General features: G+C 29.9%; 18 protein-coding genes and 1 pseudogene. 7 read left to right on the top strand and 12 right to left on the bottom strand.

Going from position 1 to position 19,419, the window contains the following annotated elements:
- Genes AMN83_RS03125 through mobA form a run of 5 tightly spaced genes read right to left on the bottom strand, consistent with a single transcriptional unit; the run spans nucleotide 1 to nucleotide 5,141 of the window.
- The gene (locus AMN83_RS03125) at nucleotides 1-1,116 is read right to left on the bottom strand and encodes a serine/threonine protein kinase (RefSeq protein ID WP_075504220.1); all 1,116 of its coding nucleotides are present in this window, start codon (nucleotides 1,114-1,116) and stop codon (nucleotides 1-3) included.
- A gap of 5 nt (nucleotides 1,117-1,121) precedes the next feature.
- A complete protein-coding gene (locus AMN83_RS03120) occupies nucleotides 1,122-2,339 on the bottom strand; it encodes an aminopeptidase P family protein (protein WP_075504219.1) in 1,218 nt (405 codons plus the stop codon).
- A gap of 1 nt (nucleotide 2,340) precedes the next feature.
- Entirely contained in the window at nucleotides 2,341-3,246 is a 906-nt protein-coding gene (locus AMN83_RS03115; RefSeq protein ID WP_075504218.1) for a DMT family transporter, read from the bottom strand.
- Nucleotides 3,247-3,295: 49 nt separating this feature from the next.
- Nucleotides 3,296-4,540, bottom strand: a complete 1,245-nt coding sequence (locus AMN83_RS03110) for a molybdopterin molybdotransferase MoeA (RefSeq protein ID WP_075504217.1) — start codon at nucleotides 4,538-4,540, stop codon at nucleotides 3,296-3,298.
- Nucleotides 4,533-5,141 carry a molybdenum cofactor guanylyltransferase gene (gene mobA / locus AMN83_RS03105; RefSeq protein WP_075504216.1) on the bottom strand — a complete coding sequence of 203 codons (609 nt, stop codon included), beginning with the start codon at nucleotides 5,139-5,141 and terminating at the stop codon, nucleotides 4,533-4,535. The genes AMN83_RS03110 and mobA overlap by 8 nt, the downstream gene beginning before the upstream one ends.
- Nucleotides 5,142-5,183: 42 nt before the next feature.
- On the opposite strand from mobA, the gene AMN83_RS03100 reads away from it, so the two are divergent.
- The 6 genes from AMN83_RS03100 to AMN83_RS03075 are packed head-to-tail and all read left to right on the top strand — an operon-like array spanning nucleotide 5,184 to nucleotide 12,796.
- Nucleotides 5,184-5,582, top strand: a complete 399-nt coding sequence (locus AMN83_RS03100; RefSeq protein ID WP_075504215.1) for an iron-sulfur cluster assembly scaffold protein — start codon at nucleotides 5,184-5,186, stop codon at nucleotides 5,580-5,582.
- Nucleotides 5,583-6,059 carry an HPP family protein gene (locus tag AMN83_RS03095; RefSeq protein WP_075504214.1) on the top strand — a complete coding sequence of 159 codons (477 nt, stop codon included), beginning with the start codon at nucleotides 5,583-5,585 and terminating at the stop codon, nucleotides 6,057-6,059.
- Nucleotides 6,060-6,063: 4 nt separating this feature from the next.
- Nucleotides 6,064-6,903: a formate dehydrogenase accessory sulfurtransferase FdhD gene (gene fdhD / locus AMN83_RS03090; RefSeq protein WP_075504213.1), complete on the top strand. Its 840-nt coding sequence runs from the start codon at nucleotides 6,064-6,066 to the stop codon at nucleotides 6,901-6,903.
- Nucleotides 6,904-6,921: 18 nt separating this feature from the next.
- Nucleotides 6,922-8,577 carry an NADH-ubiquinone oxidoreductase-F iron-sulfur binding region domain-containing protein gene (locus AMN83_RS03085; protein ID WP_075504212.1) on the top strand — a complete coding sequence of 552 codons (1,656 nt, stop codon included), beginning with the start codon at nucleotides 6,922-6,924 and terminating at the stop codon, nucleotides 8,575-8,577.
- The gene (gene fdhF, locus AMN83_RS03080) at nucleotides 8,577-11,345 is read left to right on the top strand and encodes a formate dehydrogenase subunit alpha (protein WP_075504211.1); all 2,769 of its coding nucleotides are present in this window, start codon (nucleotides 8,577-8,579) and stop codon (nucleotides 11,343-11,345) included. The genes AMN83_RS03085 and fdhF overlap by 1 nt, the downstream gene beginning before the upstream one ends.
- 5 nt (nucleotides 11,346-11,350) lie before the next feature.
- Entirely contained in the window at nucleotides 11,351-12,796 is a 1,446-nt protein-coding gene (locus tag AMN83_RS03075; RefSeq protein WP_075504210.1) for a protein adenylyltransferase SelO, read from the top strand.
- 169 nt (nucleotides 12,797-12,965) lie between these two features.
- Here AMN83_RS03075 and AMN83_RS05100 read toward each other — a convergent pair whose 3' ends face one another.
- The 3 genes from AMN83_RS05100 to AMN83_RS03055 are packed head-to-tail and all read right to left on the bottom strand — an operon-like array spanning nucleotide 12,966 to nucleotide 15,715.
- Nucleotides 12,966-14,129, bottom strand: coding sequence for a tetratricopeptide repeat protein (locus AMN83_RS05100; protein ID WP_082255111.1), 1,164 nt, complete (start codon nucleotides 14,127-14,129; stop codon nucleotides 12,966-12,968).
- 12 nt (nucleotides 14,130-14,141) lie between these two features.
- The gene (locus AMN83_RS03060; protein ID WP_075504209.1) at nucleotides 14,142-15,245 is read right to left on the bottom strand and encodes an NAD(P)/FAD-dependent oxidoreductase; all 1,104 of its coding nucleotides are present in this window, start codon (nucleotides 15,243-15,245) and stop codon (nucleotides 14,142-14,144) included.
- A 2-nt stretch (nucleotides 15,246-15,247) separates the two neighbouring features.
- The gene (locus AMN83_RS03055; protein WP_075504393.1) at nucleotides 15,248-15,715 is read right to left on the bottom strand and encodes a TspO/MBR family protein; all 468 of its coding nucleotides are present in this window, start codon (nucleotides 15,713-15,715) and stop codon (nucleotides 15,248-15,250) included.
- Nucleotides 15,716-15,738: 23 nt separating this feature from the next.
- On the opposite strand from AMN83_RS03055, the gene AMN83_RS03050 reads away from it, so the two are divergent.
- Nucleotides 15,739-16,497, top strand: coding sequence for an SDR family NAD(P)-dependent oxidoreductase (locus AMN83_RS03050; RefSeq protein ID WP_075504208.1), 759 nt, complete (start codon nucleotides 15,739-15,741; stop codon nucleotides 16,495-16,497).
- On the opposite strand, the gene AMN83_RS03045 is transcribed toward AMN83_RS03050, so the two are convergent.
- The 4 genes and pseudogenes from AMN83_RS03045 to AMN83_RS03030 all read right to left on the bottom strand — a co-directional run.
- Nucleotides 16,498-17,046: a DUF3833 domain-containing protein gene (locus AMN83_RS03045; protein ID WP_034390313.1), complete on the bottom strand. Its 549-nt coding sequence runs from the start codon at nucleotides 17,044-17,046 to the stop codon at nucleotides 16,498-16,500.
- 17 nt (nucleotides 17,047-17,063) lie between these two features.
- Entirely contained in the window at nucleotides 17,064-18,242 is a 1,179-nt protein-coding gene (locus tag AMN83_RS03040; protein ID WP_075504207.1) for an SAM-dependent methyltransferase, read from the bottom strand.
- Nucleotides 18,242-19,006: a DUF1365 domain-containing protein gene (locus AMN83_RS03035; protein WP_075504206.1), complete on the bottom strand. Its 765-nt coding sequence runs from the start codon at nucleotides 19,004-19,006 to the stop codon at nucleotides 18,242-18,244. Before AMN83_RS03035 ends, AMN83_RS03040 begins: the two co-directional genes overlap by 1 nt.
- Nucleotides 18,999-19,419: pseudogene (locus AMN83_RS03030) on the bottom strand (NAD(P)/FAD-dependent oxidoreductase); the annotation flags it as partial. The pseudogene AMN83_RS03030 and the gene AMN83_RS03035, both read right to left, overlap by 8 nt.

Here is a 19,419-nt window from a genome sequence, read left to right as displayed (position 1 = left end):
TTATTGTTTTGGAAAGTAATCTTTAAGTTCACCCTCTCGGTAAACATCTGCAGTACAACAATGTAAGCCTCCGCCAAAAGCATATGCATCTCTAAGTTCTACTGGTATAACTTCCATTCCTAATTTATCCAATTGTTCAGCTTGATATTTTTCGCTTTTTTCAACACATACAGTTTTAGGATCCAAAACTAAAACATTCATTGATAGCCAAGTTGATGAATAGCATAAGGGAGGTGGTTCGTTATGTGCTGGTTGCGCGCTGTCTACAATTTCCCAACCATTATCTTCAAAAAGTTTTCTTTGTTCCTTGGGAAGTCTTCTTTGTGGGTTATTGATAATTAAACCCTCTTTAATTGGGGTAAAAGTTGCATCAATATGAATTGGATAAGGATCACCTGGGAAGTTAACTGCATGAACTCTGTGATCTTTATAATGTCTTTTAAGCCAATCAATTCCTTTTAAATTTGTTGTAAATCCATGTTGTACAACCAAGTCTTTACCAAATCTTAATACGTCCGCTGCATCAAATAATGGTTCTTCTTCAGTGGTTACAAAATATTTTTTTTCAGTCCACTCTAATCTTTTTTGAACACCAATTTTATCTGATAGATAATCTTTTCTATAATCTGCATCAGTTAACCTTGGCTTTGGAGCAGACTCGTGTCTCATGTTAGGATCTTGATTATAATAATCTTTTAGAAGTGGTCGGTAACATAAATATTCAAACCAACGACATCTATAACTCATTGTAGCTTCCAAAATTTCGTTTCCCACAGTTAACAAAACATCCCTTGGAGGCATGCAGCCAAACATGGTTTCAGCTTCCCAATCAGGTGTAGATGTTTTTTGATTAAAATCTATTGGTGTCGGTCTATCAACTTTAATGCCTCTTTTTTCAAGCATATTTGAAAAATTATCTAATAATTCATTTGCTTTATCGACAGTATCTTTTGTTCTTGGTCCAAACTGACCTCGCATATCGCTGTCTTCTGGAACTTTTGCATCCAAAGCAGGCTCTGGTGCAGGAATACAAGTTCCATCCGCTCTACCAACAATTACATGTTTTAACGGATCCCATTCGTTCCAACTATTAACAATAGTTTTGTTATCACTCATAAAGATTAGTTTTTTATAATATTATGCTCAGGGCCGAAAGGAAATTTTGTAATATTTTCTACTCCATCTTTACCAATCACTAAAATATCGTGTTCTCTATATCCACCTGCACCAGGATTACCTTCTGGAATCATTATCATTGGCTCCATAGAAACCACCATATTTTCCTCAAGAACAGTATCAATGTCTTCTCTTAATTCTAAACCTGATTCTCTTCCATAAAAGTGTGAAAGCATACCAAATGAATGTCCGTAACCAAATGTTCGATACTGAAGGTAACCAAGCTCAGCAAAAAGTTCGTTAAGCTCATGACAAATATCAGAACATTTAACACCTGGTTTAATTAATTCTAATCCTCTTTTATGAACTTTAACATTTGCCTCCCAAGCTTTAAGAGAAGCATCATCGACATGATTTAAAAATAAAGTTCTCTCTAGTGCAGTGTAGTAACCTGAGATCATTGGAAAAGTATTTAAAGATAAAATATCTCCTTTGACTAATTTTCTATTAGTCTTTGGATTGTGAGCTCCGTCTGTATTGATACCCGATTGAAACCATACCCAAGTGTCCATATACTCAGCACCAGGATAGCTTTTAACAATCTCTCTTTCCATTCTATCTCTAGCTGCAATTGCTACTTCGATCTCCGTATTATCTTCTCTTATATTTTTAACTATTTCTTCACCACCAATGTCTGCAATTCTTGCACCATTTCTAATGATCTCAATTTCTTCGTCAGATTTAATCATTCTAAGTTTCATTAGATCTTTTGAAACATCGCTAAATACAGAGAAAGTGAATATAGATCCTATTTTTTCTCTAATATCTAAAGTGACATGATCATATTCAATTCCAATATTTTTTGGAGGTTCATCCCTTCCAATAATTGAAACAATGGCTCTTAAAAAATTATCTCTTTTCCAATCAGTATAAATAACGTTATCACAATGGGATCTACGCCATGGTTGACTTGCATCAATGTTAGCTGAAATTGTTGAAATTTTATTTTGAGTGATCACACATCCGTAAGGTCTACCAAAAGAACAATAAATAAAGCCTGTGTAATATGCAACGTTATGCATTGAGGTTAAGATGATCATATCAAGACCATTTTGATCCATCACTGATCTAAGTTTGCTTACTCGATCGTTATACTCTTTATCTGTAAATGGTAATTTTACTTTTTCACCATTTTTAAGTTCAAAAAAATCTGGTCGTTCCATATTAATTTAATGCTATATATCTTTTGTTCCATCTCATTATTAAACTGTAATAAAATATAGATACAAAAAGAAAAAAGCCACCAATTATAGTGTTTGTAGATGGTACTTCATTAATACCAAATAATGGCAACCAAACCCAAAAAATTCCTCCTACAACTTCAGTTAAAGATAATAAAGTCAATTCTGCTGCTGGTATCGCTTTAGATCCAATTGAATATAAAATTAAACCAAAACAAACTAATGTCCCATGTAAAGAAAATAAAGCTCCGTTATAGCTAGATGAAAAGAAAACTAAGTCTTTAGATAAAATCATAATTGTTGCAAACACAAAACAAAAGAAACCTGCAAAAGCTACTGTTGTGAATTTTGGTGTTTCTTTTCTCCATCTAAGCGTTACAGAAAAAACTGAGAAACCAATTGAGGAAGTTAAACCAAATACAAAACCAATTAATGATTTTTCACCAGTATTTCCAAGTGCCATAATAATGATACCAACTGTTGCAATTATGATTGATATCCAAACATTAAGAGAAATTTTTTCTCTTAAAAATAAAAATGCCAATAATGCTGTAAAAAAAGGCATTGCTGCCAAACAAAGCAAAGTAACAGCAGCACTAGTATTTGTAATTGAATAAATAAATGTAATCATAGCGATCCCCAATCCAGATCCGCCGATTACGCCAGATAAACCTATTTTATAATAGTTTTTGTAAAAATTTTTTCCTTCCTCGAAAAATAAATAAAGATTTAATAGAATGAAAATTGTTAAACCTCTGCCAAAAATATACTGCCAAGGTACCAATTGCGGATTATCCATGTATCGAACCACTAATGGGCCAAACGACCACAATAGACCAGCAAAAAGTACAACGGGAATGGCTATCCTTGGATTTCTCAACTCTAACATAATGAGAAATCTAATTGTAAATAGAATTTTCTACAACAAAAATACGTTTCTAAACTAAATTTTGATTTGAAAGGTTGGGGAAAAAGCAATCAACAATATCTCCTTTTTTAAATTTTGATTTACCAGCTGGTAACAAAACCCAAATATTTGATTTTACAAATGATTTAATTCTAAAAGACTCTTGACCTTTTAAAATTTCAACATTTAGTTTTCCATTTTTAGTTGTGCTTAATTGGCTTTTTACAAATCTTGTGAAATTCTTTTTTTTAACAAATCCATTTGTCAAAATAGCTTTTATTGATTTTTCTTCTGATAATCCTAAAGCATTTAAAATATATGGAATTACAAAAAATCTAAAACATGCAGCTGAAGAAATTGGATTTCCAGGGAGTCCAAATATTGCCTTTTCTTTTCCTTTGATTTTTGCAAACATTATTGGTTTACCGGGCCTTATTGCAGCACTTTTGAAATAGCTTGATAACTTAAATTTTTTAACAACATCAGGTATGAAATCAAACTTACCTGCAGACACAGCGCCTGACGTAATAATAATATCATCTTTAGATTTAATTAATTTATTTATTTTTTGTTTAAAAATATTTTGATGATTATCTCTTAATATACTTCCGCTTTTAAAATTAAATAAAAAATTTTGATTTAAGTTTCTAATATAGTGTGTGTTGGAATTTCTTACCATCCAATTTGGAATATTATCTTTGTTTGATATTTCGTTTCCGGTTGAAAAAAATAATATATTAATCTTTTTTTTTACTTTAATTTTTTTAATACCTAAACTTTTAAAAGCTAAAATATGGTTTGGGTGAACAATTGTATTTTTTTTTATTACAACTTCCTCTTTTCTATAATCTGAGCCTGCAAACCTAACGTGATCAAATTTTTTTATTTTTTGGTCAATTAAAATATATTTTTTATTAGGAGCAAAAATTATTTGTTCTATAGGAATAATTGTATCAAAACCCTTTGGAATAATTCCTCCAGTCATTATTTCTGCCGTATCAAATTTTTTTATCTTTTTTTTGAATGGTTTCATTCCTGCTACAATTGATCCAATAATTTTAAATTTTTTTGGAAATTTTTTTTTTAATCCATTAGTATCTTTTGAATTAATTGCATACCCATCAAATGCAGCATTATTCCCTGCTGGATAATTTATTTTAGAATAAATATTGGTAGAAACTACTCTATTTAGAGAATTTATACTCTTTATATTTTCATCTTTAATTTTAATTTTTGCTTTTTTTAAAATTCTCTTTGATTTTTCGTAACTAATCATTTTTGAGTATTTCTTCAGCTTTTTTTAAATCTTCTTTTGTATTTATATTAAAGAAAGGATCATTATTTGAAAACTCCATATTAATTATTTTTACCCCAGTATTATTAGCCCACAACTCTACTTTTCTTTCTCCATTGTTTAAATCCGTCTCTAACTTATCTAGTAAATTAATCGACCATAAGCCAAATATATTGTGTCGTGTATTGTTTGACTTAATAAAAAATAAATCGCTTTCATTGAAATTAATATTTTGAATAAAGTCTTTAAGCATTTGTCTCTTAAAAAAAGGTGTATCAACAGGGAAAGTTGCTATCCATTTGTAGTCTTTTTGATTTTCTTTTATCCATTTCATAGCTGATAAAACTCCACCTAACGGACCAAGACCTTTTTCATAATCTTCGATTATTGAAATTTTTTCTGAGTTATAAAAACTAATTTTATTATTTGATACTATTAAGAGTTCTTTGAATTCATCAATAATTTCAGTCAACATGTGATCAATTAACAATTTACCAGCTAACTTTACTTGGGATTTATCTTCTCCAAACCTTTGTGACTTACCGCCTGCTAGCACAGTGCCTAAAATATTGTTATGATCCATCTATAAAATATAAAGCATTGAAAGTTGAATTAAAGAAATTAAATGGATTTAAGAATTTTAGAAATAGCAGCACATACTGAAAATAATAAAGTTGTTGAAAACTATACTCATAAGTCAAAACACAAAAATCCATTATGTGGTGATGAGATGGAAATAAGCTTAATCGTCAAAGAAGATGTTGTAAAAGATATGGGTTATCAGTGTAAATCGTGTGTTTATTGTCAGGCATCAGTCAGTCTATTATCAAGAAAAGTTAAGGAAAAAAGAGTTGATGATGTTAAAAAATTTATAAAAGTTGGTGAGCAACTTTTTGAGGATGCAAAAGTAAGTATGGAAAAACATTGGAAAGATTTTAAAGAAATTTTAGATAAAAAAAATCTTTCAAGGAAAGAGTGTTTGCTTTTACCTTTAAGAACTATTGCAAAAGCATTAAAAATATAAATGATTAAAATTACAAAACCATTATTGCAAAAAGCACTAATTGCAGGTTTTTTTTCAGCATTTACAATTGGTGTGCTAACAGTCCTTACTTATAAAAGTACACTCGGATATTTTATTGCGGCCTCTTTCGGTTCTTCAATGGTTTTACTATTTGGTTTTCCTGAAAGCCCATTTGCACAACCAAAGAATGTTTTTTTTGGACATTTGGTAACTGCTTTAGTAGGAGTAATTTTTGTAAACTACATTCCGCTTCCGATTTATATCAGTATTGCAATTGCAGTAGGAGCAGGAGTTTTTTTAATGATTTTATTTAATATTGTTCACCCGCCTGCTGGTGGAAATCCAATTATAGTTATTATTGGAAGTGCCTCTTATGATTATTTAATTAATCCAATAATTTTTGGTTGTATAATTATATTGCTATTAGCAATTATAATTAACAAATATTTATTAAAAAAGAACTATCCACTAAAATAATTTTATGAACTCCAAATACAAAGTTTTAAAATATTCATCTAATAAGTTTGAAAATATAGATGACTTAATTTCAATTGAAGAACCATTGGAGATTTCATTAAAGTATAAAGAAACTGATAAATGGATAAATCAAAGTTTATCTATAACAATGAGAACTCCTGGCGATGATGAGGATCTTGTAAGAGGATTTTTATATAATGAACAAATTATAGCAAATATTGATGATATTGATTCAATAGAAAGTTATGGAGATAAAGTTGGTAAATACAATATTCAAAACAAAATTTTAGCAACTTTAAATAATTCTAAAAATATAAATATTTCAAAAATAAAAAGAGACTTCTTAACTAATTCCTCATGTGGTGTATGTGGAAAATCTTCACTTGATGCTCTAGAAATAATTAAAAAAGATAAAACAAATCCATCAGAACCTAAAATCAAAAAAGAGGTAATTGTTAATTCACCAGATATATTGAGAGAAGGCCAATCAGAATTCAGTAAAACAGGTGGAATTCATGCAAGTGGTCTTTTTAATAGCAATGGAGAATTGGTTGCTGTCAGAGAGGATGTAGGAAGACATAATGCTCTAGATAAACTTATTGGTTGTGCATTAAAGAACAATCAAATTGATCCGAAAAACCAATTTATAACATGCTCAGGTAGACTAAATTTTGAATTGGTTCAAAAGGTCTTGATGACGGATATAGGTATAATGATAGGTGTTGGTGCGCCAACTAGTCTTGCTATCGATTTAGCGAATAAATTTGACATCACCCTTGTTGGTTTCGTAAAGAGGGACAGTTTTAATATTTACACAAATAACAAAAAAGTTATTGTGGGCTAAATTAATAAAAGGGTATTTGTGTCAAAAAATATAAGTAATTTATCAGGCAGAATAGGCTTAAAAGATAACCTGTTTAAGCAAATCTCAGAAAATACCTTAAGCGATAATCCACAAGATATTAAAGAAATTGCCAAAAAACATAACCTAGGCGTTTCAACTCTCCATGGTGCAGAATCCTTTTATGAATTTTTAAGACCCTCTCATAGAGAAAAGAAAGCTTTTGTTTGTAACGGTAGTGCATGCATGTGTGCGGGCACTCAAGACAAGTTAAAAGATAAACTAAAAGAAAAACTGGGTGACGACAAAGTTGGAGAAATGTTCTGCTTAGGTCATTGTTATGAAAACCATGCATTTCATTATGATGGAGAAAATTATGCTGGTAAAGATATAGAAAAAATTGACCAAATAATTAAAGGTGAAGAAATTAAACAAGATAAGTTTTTCTCTAAAAGTTATGCAACAACAAGTTTTTTAATGGATGACAAGTTATCTTCAACAGATCAATTCATAGAGCAATTAAGTAAATTTTTAAAAACAGATAAAAAAGAAATAGTAAAATCATTATTAGATTCAAATTTAACAGGAAGAGGCGGTGCTGGTTTTCCAACTGGAATGAAATGGGATTTTTGTAGTAAAGCAAAAGGAGATAAAAAATATGTTATCTGTAATGCAGATGAAGGCGACTCTGGTGCTTTCTCAGATAGATATTTATTAGAGGATCAACCTTTAAAAGTTATTTTTGGAATGGTAATTTGTGGTTATGTGATAGGAAGCAATGAAGGAGTTTTATACATTAGAGGTGAATATCCTAAATCTATTGAAGCAATTAATGGCTGCATCAATGAACTTAAAAAATTAAATTTACTAGGTGAAAATATTTTAGGAACCAATTTTTCTTTTGATCTTGGAATTTGTATTGGTCAAGGTGCTTATATTTGTGGAGAAGAAACAGCTTTGATTGCATCTATTGAAGGAAGAAGAGCTGAGGTAGATGTAAGACCTCCTTTCCCTGTTACCGAAGGGTTATATAAAAAACCAACTGTGGTTAATAATGTTGAAACATTGGCTGCTGCAACTGGAATTTTATTAAATGGATCAGAAAAATTTTCTTCAGTTGGAAATAAAAAATCAGCTGGAACAAAATTAGTTTGCTTAGATAGTTTCTTTAACAACCCAGGTGTTTATGAAATTGATATGGGTACACCAATGAAAAAAATATTTAATGAAATTGGTGGTGGATATAAAGAGCCTGTTAAAGCTTTTCAAATAGGAGGTCCATTAGGTGGAGTTGTTCCTTTAAGTGAAATAGAAAATTTAAATTTAGATTTTCAAGAATTTACAGCAAAAGGTTTTATGTTAGGTCACGCCAGTGTAGTTAGTATTCCAAAAGATTTTCCAATGGCTGAATACATTCATCACTTGTTTGAATTCTCAGCAGAAGAATCATGCGGGAAATGTTTCCCAGGAAGACTTGGATCTTACAGAGGTAAGGAGATGTTTGACCAAGCTAAGAAGAAAACAGCTAAAATTCCGTTAAAATTACTAGAAGAATTGTTGGTTACCATGCAAAAAGGATGCCTATGTGCTCTTTGTGGAGCAATCCCAACTCCAATTCAGAACATCCTAAAATACTTTGGTGATGAAATGAAAAATGATATGGTGAAAGATAATTAATGAGCTCAGAAAAAAGAAAAATTGCTTATATTGATGGAAAACCATACGAAATTGGTCCTAAACACACATCTATTCTAAAATTTGTAAAGAGCTATGTAGGTGAAAAAAAAGTACCTACTTTATGTGATGATCCAAACCTAGCTCCTTATGGTGCTTGCAGAGTTTGCTCTGTTGAAGTTGCTTTAGAAAAAGATGGTCCAACAAGAGTGGTCGCATCTTGTCATACTCCAGTTGCTGAAAACCAACATATCTTTACTTCAAATGAAGCTTTAACAAGTCTAAGAAAAAATATTGTTGAATTAGTTTTAACAGACCATCCAATGGAATGTGATACTTGTGAGGTAAATAATAATTGTGAATTACAAACAGTTGCAAACGATTTAGGAGTTGCTGATCATAGATACAACAGTCCTAAACAGCACAAAGGTATACCAAGAGACACTTCTCATGATTACATGAGAATGAATTTAGACAACTGTATTAATTGTGGAAGATGTGTCAGGGCTTGTGATGAAATTCAAGGTTCATTTGTACTTACAATGAGCGGAAGAGGTTTTGAGTCTAGAATAACAACTGATAATGATATGATGTTTGGAGATAGTTCATGTGTATCTTGTGGAGCATGTGCGCATACATGTCCAACTGATGCAATTTCAGATGTTTTTCAATCTAAATCTGCAGCTGTAGATAAAAAAGTTAGGACAACTTGTTCATACTGTGGTGTTGGATGTAATTTAGAAGCATCAATAAAAGATGATAAAGTTATTGCAATAGATACTCCAAAACAAACAGAGGTAAATGCTGGTCATACTTGTATTAAAGGAAGATATGCATTTAGTTTTTATGATCATCCAGACAGATTAAAAACACCTTTAATTAAAAGAAATGGAAAGTTTGAAGAAGCTTCGTGGGATGAAGCTTATGATTTTATTAAAAAAGAAATGAACAGAATTACAAAAGGTAACGGTCCTGATGCCTTTGCTGGAATTTCTTCTGCAAGATGTACAAATGAAGAAAATTATGTTTTTCAAAAAATGATTAGAGCGGCTGTGGGAACTAACAGTGTAGATTGTTGTGCAAGAATTTGTCATTCACCAACAGCTTGGGGAATGCAACAAACTTTTGGGACTGGGGCAGCAACTAACTCTACAGAAGATATTTATCATGCGGATTTATTTTTGGTAATTGGAGCTAATCCAACAAATGCTCATCCTGTAACAGGTGCAAAAATAAAACAGCAAGTTATGAAAGGTAAAAAATTAATTGTACTTGATCCAGTTACAACTGAACTTGCGAAACTTGCTGATTATCATATTAAACTAAGACCAGGAACTAACGTTGCAGTTCTAAATATGATGTTGTACTTTATTATTAAATCAAAACTTTATAATGCAGATTTTATTAGAGATAGAACTGAAGGTTTTGATAATTTCTTAAAAGAAATTGAAAGACAAGATGTTGATCATTTAGCAAAAGTAGCTGGTGTAGATAAACAATTAGTTAAAGAAGCAGCGATTGCATATGCTACTGCAAGAAATTCAATGGAGTTCCATGGTTTAGGAGTTACTGAACACGAACAGGGATCTAAAACTGTAATGTTAATTGCAGATTTAGCAATGATCACTGGAAACATTGGACGAAATGGTGTAGGGGTTAATCCTTTAAGAGGTCAAAACAATGTTCAAGGTGCAGCAGATATGGGGTGTCAGCCTCACCAAGGTGCTGGTTATTTTCCTGTAGCTGATGAAAAGCATCAAGAATTCTACACACAAAAATATGGAGTAACTCACCCAACTAAGCCAGGATTAAAAATTCCTCAAATGTTTGAAGCTGCGATAAACAAGGAATTAAAAGGTTTATGGATCATTGGAGAAGATATTGTTCAAACAGATCCTAATAGTGCTCATGTTATTGAAGCTATGAACTCTTTAGAGCTTTTAGTCGTTCAAGAAATATTTATGAGTGAAACAGCAAAATTAGCAACTGTTGTGCTCCCAGGCACAACTTTCTTAGAAAAGGATGGAACATTTACAAATACCGAAAGAAGAATTCAAAGAGTAAACAGAGCTGTGCCTCCTCTAACAGGCACCAAACCTGATGGATTAATTGTAACTGAGATGATGCAGAAATTAGGCTTCGATCAGCCGACTTATGATGCAGATCAAGTTCTAGCAGAAATTGCTGATATCGTTCCTTTCTTTAAGGGAGTTACTAGAGAGAGACTTGGAAAATTTGGATTACAATGGCCAGTTCAAGAAGATGGAACTGATACAAAAATTTTACATACAGAAACATTTAAATTAGGTAAAGGCCGACTAAAAAACTTTGATTGGAAAGAATCATCAGAAATTCAAGCTAATCAAAAAGACTATCCTTTGATTTTAACAACAAGTAGAGTTTTGCAACATTACAACGCAGCAACAATGACTAGAAGAACAAAAAACATAAATATTGTTGATGAAGATGTTTTGTTAATTCATCCTAAAGATGCGGCTCATAGAGATCTAAATACTGGTGATATTGGAAGACTTTATTCAGGTAGAGGCGAGGTTGCACTTAAAGTTGAGGTTACAGATAAAGTTAAAGAAGGAATTGTATTTACCACGTTCCATTTCCCAGAGCATATGGTCAATATGGTTACAGGTCATGGTAAAGATGAAGAAACAATGTGTGCTGAATACAAAGTATCTTCTGTTGAAGTACAAAAAATCTCTAATCAATTTAAAACAGAAGTTAAACCAAAAGAAAATCAAGCTGAAGTTAGTTAATTAAAATGACCATTGGTTGGCATTTTGATAATACCTATTCAAAATTATCAAATACTTTCAAAGAAAATATTAAACCAACTCCTGTTCATGACCCTGAATTAATAATTTTAAATGAGGAACTAGCGTCTACTTTAAATTTAGATTTTTCAAAAACAGACAAAAAAAAATTAGCAGAAATATTTTCTGGAAACTCCATACCGGAAGAAACTAATACCATTGCGCAAGCATATGCAGGTCATCAATTTGGACACTTTACTATGTTAGGAGATGGTAGAGCAGTTTTATTGGGTGAGCATTTAGTTAACAATGACAATCGTTTTGACATTCAGTTTAAAGGTTCAGGAAGAACCTCTTTTTCTAGAGGTGGTGATGGAAGAGCAGCACTAGGACCTATGCTTAGAGAATATATTATTAGTGAAGCGATACATTCATTAAATATTCCAACTACTAGAAGCCTTGCTGTTGTTAAAACTGGAGAAAAAATTGTAAGAGAAAATCTTTTACAGGGTGCAATATTAACAAGAGTTGCATCAAGTCATATTCGGGTTGGAACATTTCAGTATATTGCTGCTACTCAAAATATTGAAAATTTAAATACTTTAGTCGACTACACAATAAACAGACATTATCCAGAAATTAAAACATCGAATTCAAAAGCATTAGACTTGTTAAATCTTGTAATGGAAAAACAATGCCAGTTGGTAATCAATTGGATGCGAGTTGGATTTATTCATGGGGTTATGAATACTGATAACATGGCAATTTCAGGTGAAACAATAGATTATGGTCCTTGCGCATTTATGGATCATTATGATCCAAAAACTGTATTTAGCTCAATCGATAAATTTGGAAGATATGCCTTTTCTAATCAACCACCAATTACAAAATGGAATTTAGCAAGATTTGCAGAATGTTTAATTCCTTTAATTGATAAAAATGAAGATACTGCAATTAAATTAGCAACTGATTTAATAGATAACTTTCAAAATATTTATGAAGATAAATGGCTGAATATGATGAGAGACAAGCTTGGTCTATTTGGTGAGGATAAAGATGATAAAAAATTAATTAATGATTTATTTAATTGGATGGAAAAAAATAAAGCAGATTACACAAATACTTTTTGTAATTTAATGGATATCAATTCTAATGAACTTTACAAAAATAATGAGTTTATCGATTGGAAAAATAAATGGAAAAAAAGATCTGAGTTTAATAATTCAACTAAGGAAAAACAAAGTAAACTTATGAAATCAAATAATCCAATTGTAATCCCTAGAAATCATAAAGTAGAGGAAGCTTTAGCACAAGCAGACGAAGGTAGTTTAGATAAAATGAAAAAGTTATTAGATATTTTAAAAAATCCTTACGCCAATCAGAACAATATTAAAGAATATCAATTGCCAGCTTCATTAAATAATGAAAAATACCAAACTTTCTGTGGAACCTAAAGTACTACTTATAAGCAATCAAATTAAAACTAATTGGAGCGCCATAAGTTGCATAATCGCTTGTATCATTAAAAAATGAAAAACTTTTTACACTTTCAATTTTTTTGTATATTTAAAATACTCCAACCTTCTTTTATTTCTTTTCCACCTATGTGTAATTTCATTTGTTCTAATTATTATCAAATTTAAAACTAAAAGGGAAATGCATCCATCCTGTAATAATGTATTTATATCCCTTATTCAATATTTCCCCTCTATGTGCATGTGTCCATTCTGCTGGCCAAATTAATGTTTTACCAATACTAGGCTTTATTCTCAAATTAAAATGTTCAAAATATGTTTCCCCACCATCCTCAACATCGTTTAAATAAGTCATCCATGCAAATACTCTATGCATACTATGAATATTAGATCTTTCGCAGTGCATCATATTAAAATGACCACCTATTTCATATTTTTGTAAATTAAAAGATGGAATATCTAAATTATTTATATTTTCTTTTAGAAACGGCCATTGATTTTTGTAATCTTGAAAACATTCGTTTAAACAATCGATATAAGATTTAATATCTTCAAATCCTTCATTAAGAATATTTCTTGGATCTAAAGTAATATCTGTAGATTTTTTTACTTTTTCATCTTTCCCAAGACTAGATTCTCCTATTTTATGTAGATCTTTTCTATCCTCAAATAAACGAATTATTCCTTTGCATAAATCATCATTATTTATGTTCCAGCAACCTATAAAGTTTGTATCGTGAGAGATGTTTAATCTTTTTATTTTTGTATTTTTATTTAATTTTTCTTTAAATCTGATTATACCCGAAGATTTATAATCATGATACTGTCCTTGAGTGATTTCACCATTTTTCATTAAGAATTTTCCATACATTTTATTTCCTAAAATAAAATCTTTATTAATCGAAAGTGTTTTTAGAAAAAAATTTTTTGCCTCTTTAAGATTATTTTGTTTTTCAAAATTAAGAGCTAAAGCTAGATTTGCATGTAAATATTCTGGGTCTATTTTTAATGCGTTTTTATATGACTTTTGAGCTTCATCTAACTGACCTAGTTGGTGAAGCATAACACCCAAATTGTAGTGGGCAATTTTGTTATCTGAATTCAGGTTAAGCGATTTTTTTAATTGCTCTGCAGCTTTTTGAGAATTATTAAGTAGAGCATAAATATTTGCTAATAAAAAATACGTGTGGTGATTATCTTTTTTAAATTTTATAATTTTATTAAGTTCTTTTTCAGCTCCTAAATAATCTTTTTTTTCTATAAGTTTTACTATGTCCGTTTCAGACATTAAATTTTTATTAATACCATCCATTTTTTTCAATAGTTATAAAACGTAAGGCTCTGGCCTAGCTGTTTTACCTAAAACTCTTTCTACAGCAAAATCACTTATATCAATTGTTTGGTATGATCCTGTTGTGATTAATTCAGTTAAGGCTCTACCGATACCTGGTGCCTGCATTAATCCTCTACCAGTAAATCCAGATGCCATATAAACATTTTCAAATTTTGGATGCTTACCAACAACTGCATTGTTATCTAATCTATTGCAATCATAGTAACCTGCCCATCCACCAGTTAATTTGAGTTCTTCAAAAGCAGGTATTCTTTTAGCAAGAGCTGGCCACACTAACTCCTCAAAATCATTCCAAGCTGGCTCTAAATCCTCTGCATCAAATACAGAAATAGGTGATCCTGCTAAATATTCTCCTCCTTCTGGTCTCCAATACACACCTGTTGTTAAGTCTCCGCTTAGAGGCATCTCTTTTATATATGTTGGGCATTTAACCCTAAAAACAGTATGCTTTTGAGGAACAACAGGAATGTCTTTTAACAATTCTTTTGTCCAGCAACCAGCCGCAGAAACAATTGTGTTGGCATTTATTTCAGAAATACTTTTTACTTCACCTTTAATAAATTCTGCTCCAAGCTCTATTGCTTTGCTCTTTAGAGCGCTGTGAAACATAAATGGATCAATCCATCCTTCACTTTGATTATCTGTATAAGTTGCTGTCTCTATCCCCTCACTATTCACATAAGGGAAAACCTTGGATAATTCTGATCCTTTAATATTTTTTGTTCCAGCATCACATTCTTTATGATTTTCTAGTGCTCTATATTGTTCTTCAGCATGTTCAGGACCAAACATTAAAAGATATCCATTGGTTACCATGCTAGCTGTTGGATTAGGATTTTTTTCTGTTTTTAATAAGTCTGGTATTTGAAAAATAAATTCTCTTGCAAATTTTCCTAATAAAATATTTTCTTTTTGGAAAAATTGTCTTCTAAAACCACCTAGAGATAATGGGAATGAAGCTGTTTTATAAGTAGGATCTCTTTCAATAACCTTAACTTTTCTACCTTCTTTGGATAAAAAATAAGCTGTTGCCGTCCCAATTATTCCACCACCAATTACTACAACATCATCCATATCTAATTTAATATAATTAAGCTTGTGTTCAGAATTAGTGCAAAGCTACACCAAAGTAAATATGGAATCATTAGGTAAGCACTCAACATCTTGACGCGTTTAAACCTTAAAATAAGATTGATTATCAACGTTATTAATATGATTAATACTAAAAGAGCCAAAACCATATTATGGAAAACAAAGAAAACTACACTCCAAGTTGTATTAAATGCTAAATGAATAAAATAAATATAAACAGTATTCATATCTCTGTTTTTTGTATGCCAGTAAAGCCATATTGAAATTGTCATCAATGTATACAAGGTAGTCCAAACAGGTCCAAATATCCAATCTGGTGGATTAAATGATGGTTTATTTAGTAATGAGTACCATGGCTCTTTAAATGTAATGGTAGCTAAACCACCAATTAATGAAGCAGAGAATGTAATAGAAAGAAACAATATAAATGTTAAAAATTTATTTTTAAACATGTTAAGTATATTCATAACAAAAAATGAGTAAAAAAACTATTTGGATTACAGGCGGCAGTACTGGAATTGGTAAAGCTTTAGCAATTAAGTTTGCAACTAAGGGATGGAATGTTGCTATATCTGCAAGAAGAGCTGAATTACTAAATGAGCTTTCAAGTTCTTATGAAAATATTTCAGGTTTTCCTTTAGACGTAACAGATAAAGAAAAGTGCAAAGAAGTATTTAATGAAATTAAAAACAAATATGAAAATATAGATATTTGTTTTTTTTCAACCGGAACATGGGATCCAAAAAAAGAAAAAGATATTGATGTAGAACAAATGGAAGATGTTTTTAGAGTGAATTTTTTTGGAACAGTGAATAGCATCAAAGCAGTTGAACAGTATTTTAGAGATAAAAAAAATGGTATAATTACTATTGTTTCATCAATTGCAGGATATAGAGGGTTACCTAATTCAACTGGATATGGACCATCTAAATCTGCATTAAATAATCTCGCTGAGAGTTTGTACTTTGATTTTAAAAGGTACAATGTGCGTGTTTGTTTAGTATCTCCTGGATTTATTAAAACACCAATGACAGATAAAAATGATTTTAAAATGCCTTTTTTGAAAACTCCTGAGTATGCCGCAAATCAAATTTATGAAGGTTTAGTTAAGAAAAATATATTTGAAATACATTTTCCAAAATCACTTACAATTACATTAAAACTATTGAGTTTTTTACCAAGTAAAATTTATTTTGGTTTAGTTGGAAAACTAACGAAATATCAAAAAAAATAATTAATCTTTTACAAATACAACTGTCAATTCAGCTACTTTAAAACCAAATTTAGTCATTGTTGCTCTATTAATTGCAACTCTATCATCTTGTTTAAAAATCCAATCATCGAAAGTTATTTTTAATTCTTTACCTTTAACTGGAACTAATAAAACATATTCAAATTTAAACGCTGGTCCGTAAGAATATCCTATTGCTTTACCCACAACATCTCCTGCTGTTCCTTCGTAATTATGTTCATCAATTTTATTTATTGTCCATTCTCGGTCTTGAACTTCTCCATCATCCCAATTAAATTTTTCTTTAAGAATTAATTGCTTTCCATCCCAGGTTCCATTTAAATCTGCAGAAAATTGTCTTGTAACTTTTCCTGATCTATTTTGCAGAACACCCCAAGCCTTAACATTTCCAGATAAGTATTCCTCAATAATTAATCTTGGTTCTTTGTTTTTAAAGTCTTCTGGTTTCATAGCGCTATTATTTGAGCAACTTGTAATTAAGAATAATGAAATTATCAATGAAATTGACTTAATTATTTTTATATGTCGCATAATTATTTCCATTATTTTTATTTGTTTTGCATTGAAAATTGTATCAGATCAATATTTTTTGACTTAAATCCAGCTTCACAATAAGAAAGGTAAAACTCCCACATTCTTTTAAATGTTAAATCAAAACCTTGATTTTTTATTAAATCCCATTTTTTTAAAAACTCATTTCTCCATATAGCCAATGTATTTGCATAATGGTCAGCATAAGAAATGTATGAATTTATAGTTAAGCCATTATCAGAAACATAACGATTAATACTATTTTTATTTGGTAAAAAACCTCCAGGAAAAATATATTTTTGAATAAAATCTTGTTTGTTTTTGTATCTATCAAACAACCTATCATCGATAGTAATTGCTTGAATAGCTGCTTTACCACCATCAGATAAGTTAGTTTTAATAGTTTTAAAATAACCCTCTAAATAATTTTGACCAACTGCCTCAATCATCTCTATAGAGGCAATTGAATTGTATTTGCCTTTAAGATCTCTGTAATCTTTTATTTCAATATTTACTTTTTCGTTTAAACCACAATTAAAAATTCTTTCTTTTGTGTATTCAAATTGTTTTTTTGATATTGTTATACAGTCTAGTTTAACATCGTATTTTTTACCTAAGTACTCAGCAAAACCTCCCCAACCACATCCTATTTCTAAAACTTTGTCGCCATTATTTGGTTTAATTAAGTCAATTAATTTTTGATATTTATTATTTTGAGCGTCAGAAAGATTTTTCGATTTATCATCAAAAATAGCACTAGAGTAAGTAAGTGTGTCATCTAACCAAAGAGAAAAAAAATCATTCCCAAGATCATAATGTTTAGCAATATTTTCTTTGCTCCTACTTTTTGTATTTTTTATTATTTTATTTTTTACAAAATTAATTATTGGAAAATCAAGAAGGCCTGAGAATTTATATATAACTTCTATATTTCTTGCAGTTAATTCAATTAAATTTGATAAATTATCAGTTTCAAATTCACCTCTCATGTAGCTTTCAGCAAATCCAATACTACCACCTTTAATTAAATTATAATTAAAATCTGGTTTTTTGATTGAAATATTTGCATGCAATTTTTCATTTGGATTTCCAAACTTTAAAACTTTTCTGTCATGTGTAGTAAGCTCTAGATAACCATTATTTATTTTATTAAGAAGTTTAAAAACTAATTTATCTGCGGCGTTATTTAAAAACATTAATTTTCTACTGTTATATTATTTTTAATTTTAAATTTTTTTTTAATAAATTTAATTCCTTTAATCCACAATTTAAACGCTTCAAAATGTATCGCAGAGATAATTTTAAATGTCATTAAAGGGTGTTTAAGATAAGAATTCATTAAGTTTTTGCTTGTCAAATCAGATCTTTCACCATCTTGAGATGCAAAAAGAATTTTTCCTTCTTGATCATATTGATCAATTACAACTGACAACTTCTGCTCTGGATTTAATATTCTAAAAAAATAATTACAATCCATTTCAATAAATGGTGAAACATGAAATTTTTTTGAGCAATTATTTTGAATTAATTTATTTTGTCCCTCTACTTTAAAAACATATGTGTGTTGCTCACCAAATGTATTCTTAACCTCATATAAAATAGAAATTAAATTATTATCTCTATCATATACAAAAAAAATACTTAGTGGATTAAAAACATAACCAAATATTCTTGGATAGCATAAAAGTTTAACTTTTATGTTTTCTGAACTAATTTTGTTATTAATTAGATTTTTTTTTACCCAGTCAAAAAGAGATGACCCATCACGATCACCATGATCTTTCTCATAAAAACTAATAAGATTAAATTTATTTAATGAAAAAAATTTTAATTTATCATTAAGCTCATTTAGCTCTGATAGATCTATAAATAATGAAAATACTTTATATTTAAAAAAATGTTCTTTTGGTTTAAATCTCTTATGGATTACATTTCCATTATATATACAAGAACTAATCATTAAGGTTTTTCAGCATTTCAATAGATGATTTTATTCCATCTTCATGAAATCCGTAACCAAAATAACTGCCACAAAAAAGTAAATCTTTTTGATTTTGTATTTTAATAAGCTCTGATTGAGCATCTAATGCTTTTTGATCGTAATATGGATGTGTAAATTTTACTTTTCTCAATATTTTTTTATCATCAATATTGAAGTAAGGATTTAGTGTTAAGAAAATATTTTCATCACATTTTAAATTTTGTAATAAATTTAACCAGTAGGTAATTGAATTTTTTTCTAAATTTTTGTTATCTATTGATGAATTCCAAGAAGACCAAGCTTTTTTATTTTTTGGCATGGCCCGCTGATCTGTGTGTATGTAAGCTATATTTTTTTTGTAGCTAAAATTCGAAAGAATATTTCTCTCATCC

It is taken from the genome of Candidatus Pelagibacter communis, assembly GCF_001180025.1.
GTDB classification, from domain to species: Bacteria; Pseudomonadota; Alphaproteobacteria; order Pelagibacterales; family Pelagibacteraceae; genus Pelagibacter; species Pelagibacter ubique_A.
The sequence above is the reverse complement of the archived record's forward strand: the minus strand, read 5'-3'. Positions and strand labels throughout refer to the sequence as shown.

Coding starts and splice junctions, on each gene's coding strand:
- AMN83_RS03125 (WP_075504220.1), bottom strand. CDS start 1,116: ATGAGTGATAACAAAACTATTGTTAATAGTTGGAACGAATGGGATCCG.
- AMN83_RS03120 (WP_075504219.1), bottom strand. CDS start 2,339: ATGGAACGACCAGATTTTTTTGAACTTAAAAATGGTGAAAAAGTAAAA.
- AMN83_RS03115 (WP_075504218.1), bottom strand. CDS start 3,246: ATGTTAGAGTTGAGAAATCCAAGGATAGCCATTCCCGTTGTACTTTTT.
- AMN83_RS03110 (WP_075504217.1), bottom strand. CDS start 4,540: ATGATTAGTTACGAAAAATCAAAGAGAATTTTAAAAAAAGCAAAAATT.
- mobA (WP_075504216.1), bottom strand. CDS start 5,141: ATGGATCATAACAATATTTTAGGCACTGTGCTAGCAGGCGGTAAGTCA.
- AMN83_RS03100 (WP_075504215.1), top strand. CDS start 5,184: ATGGATTTAAGAATTTTAGAAATAGCAGCACATACTGAAAATAATAAA.
- AMN83_RS03095 (WP_075504214.1), top strand. CDS start 5,583: ATGATTAAAATTACAAAACCATTATTGCAAAAAGCACTAATTGCAGGT.
- fdhD (WP_075504213.1), top strand. CDS start 6,064: ATGAACTCCAAATACAAAGTTTTAAAATATTCATCTAATAAGTTTGAA.
- fdhF (WP_075504211.1), top strand. CDS start 8,577: ATGAGCTCAGAAAAAAGAAAAATTGCTTATATTGATGGAAAACCATAC.
- AMN83_RS03075 (WP_075504210.1), top strand. CDS start 11,351: ATGACCATTGGTTGGCATTTTGATAATACCTATTCAAAATTATCAAAT.
- AMN83_RS05100 (WP_082255111.1), bottom strand. CDS start 14,129: ATGGATGGTATTAATAAAAATTTAATGTCTGAAACGGACATAGTAAAA.
- AMN83_RS03060 (WP_075504209.1), bottom strand. CDS start 15,245: ATGGATGATGTTGTAGTAATTGGTGGTGGAATAATTGGGACGGCAACA.
- AMN83_RS03055 (WP_075504393.1), bottom strand. CDS start 15,715: ATGTTTAAAAATAAATTTTTAACATTTATATTGTTTCTTTCTATTACA.
- AMN83_RS03050 (WP_075504208.1), top strand. CDS start 15,739: ATGAGTAAAAAAACTATTTGGATTACAGGCGGCAGTACTGGAATTGGT.
- AMN83_RS03045 (WP_034390313.1), bottom strand. CDS start 17,046: ATGCGACATATAAAAATAATTAAGTCAATTTCATTGATAATTTCATTA.
- AMN83_RS03040 (WP_075504207.1), bottom strand. CDS start 18,242: ATGTTTTTAAATAACGCCGCAGATAAATTAGTTTTTAAACTTCTTAAT.
- AMN83_RS03035 (WP_075504206.1), bottom strand. CDS start 19,006: ATGATTAGTTCTTGTATATATAATGGAAATGTAATCCATAAGAGATTT.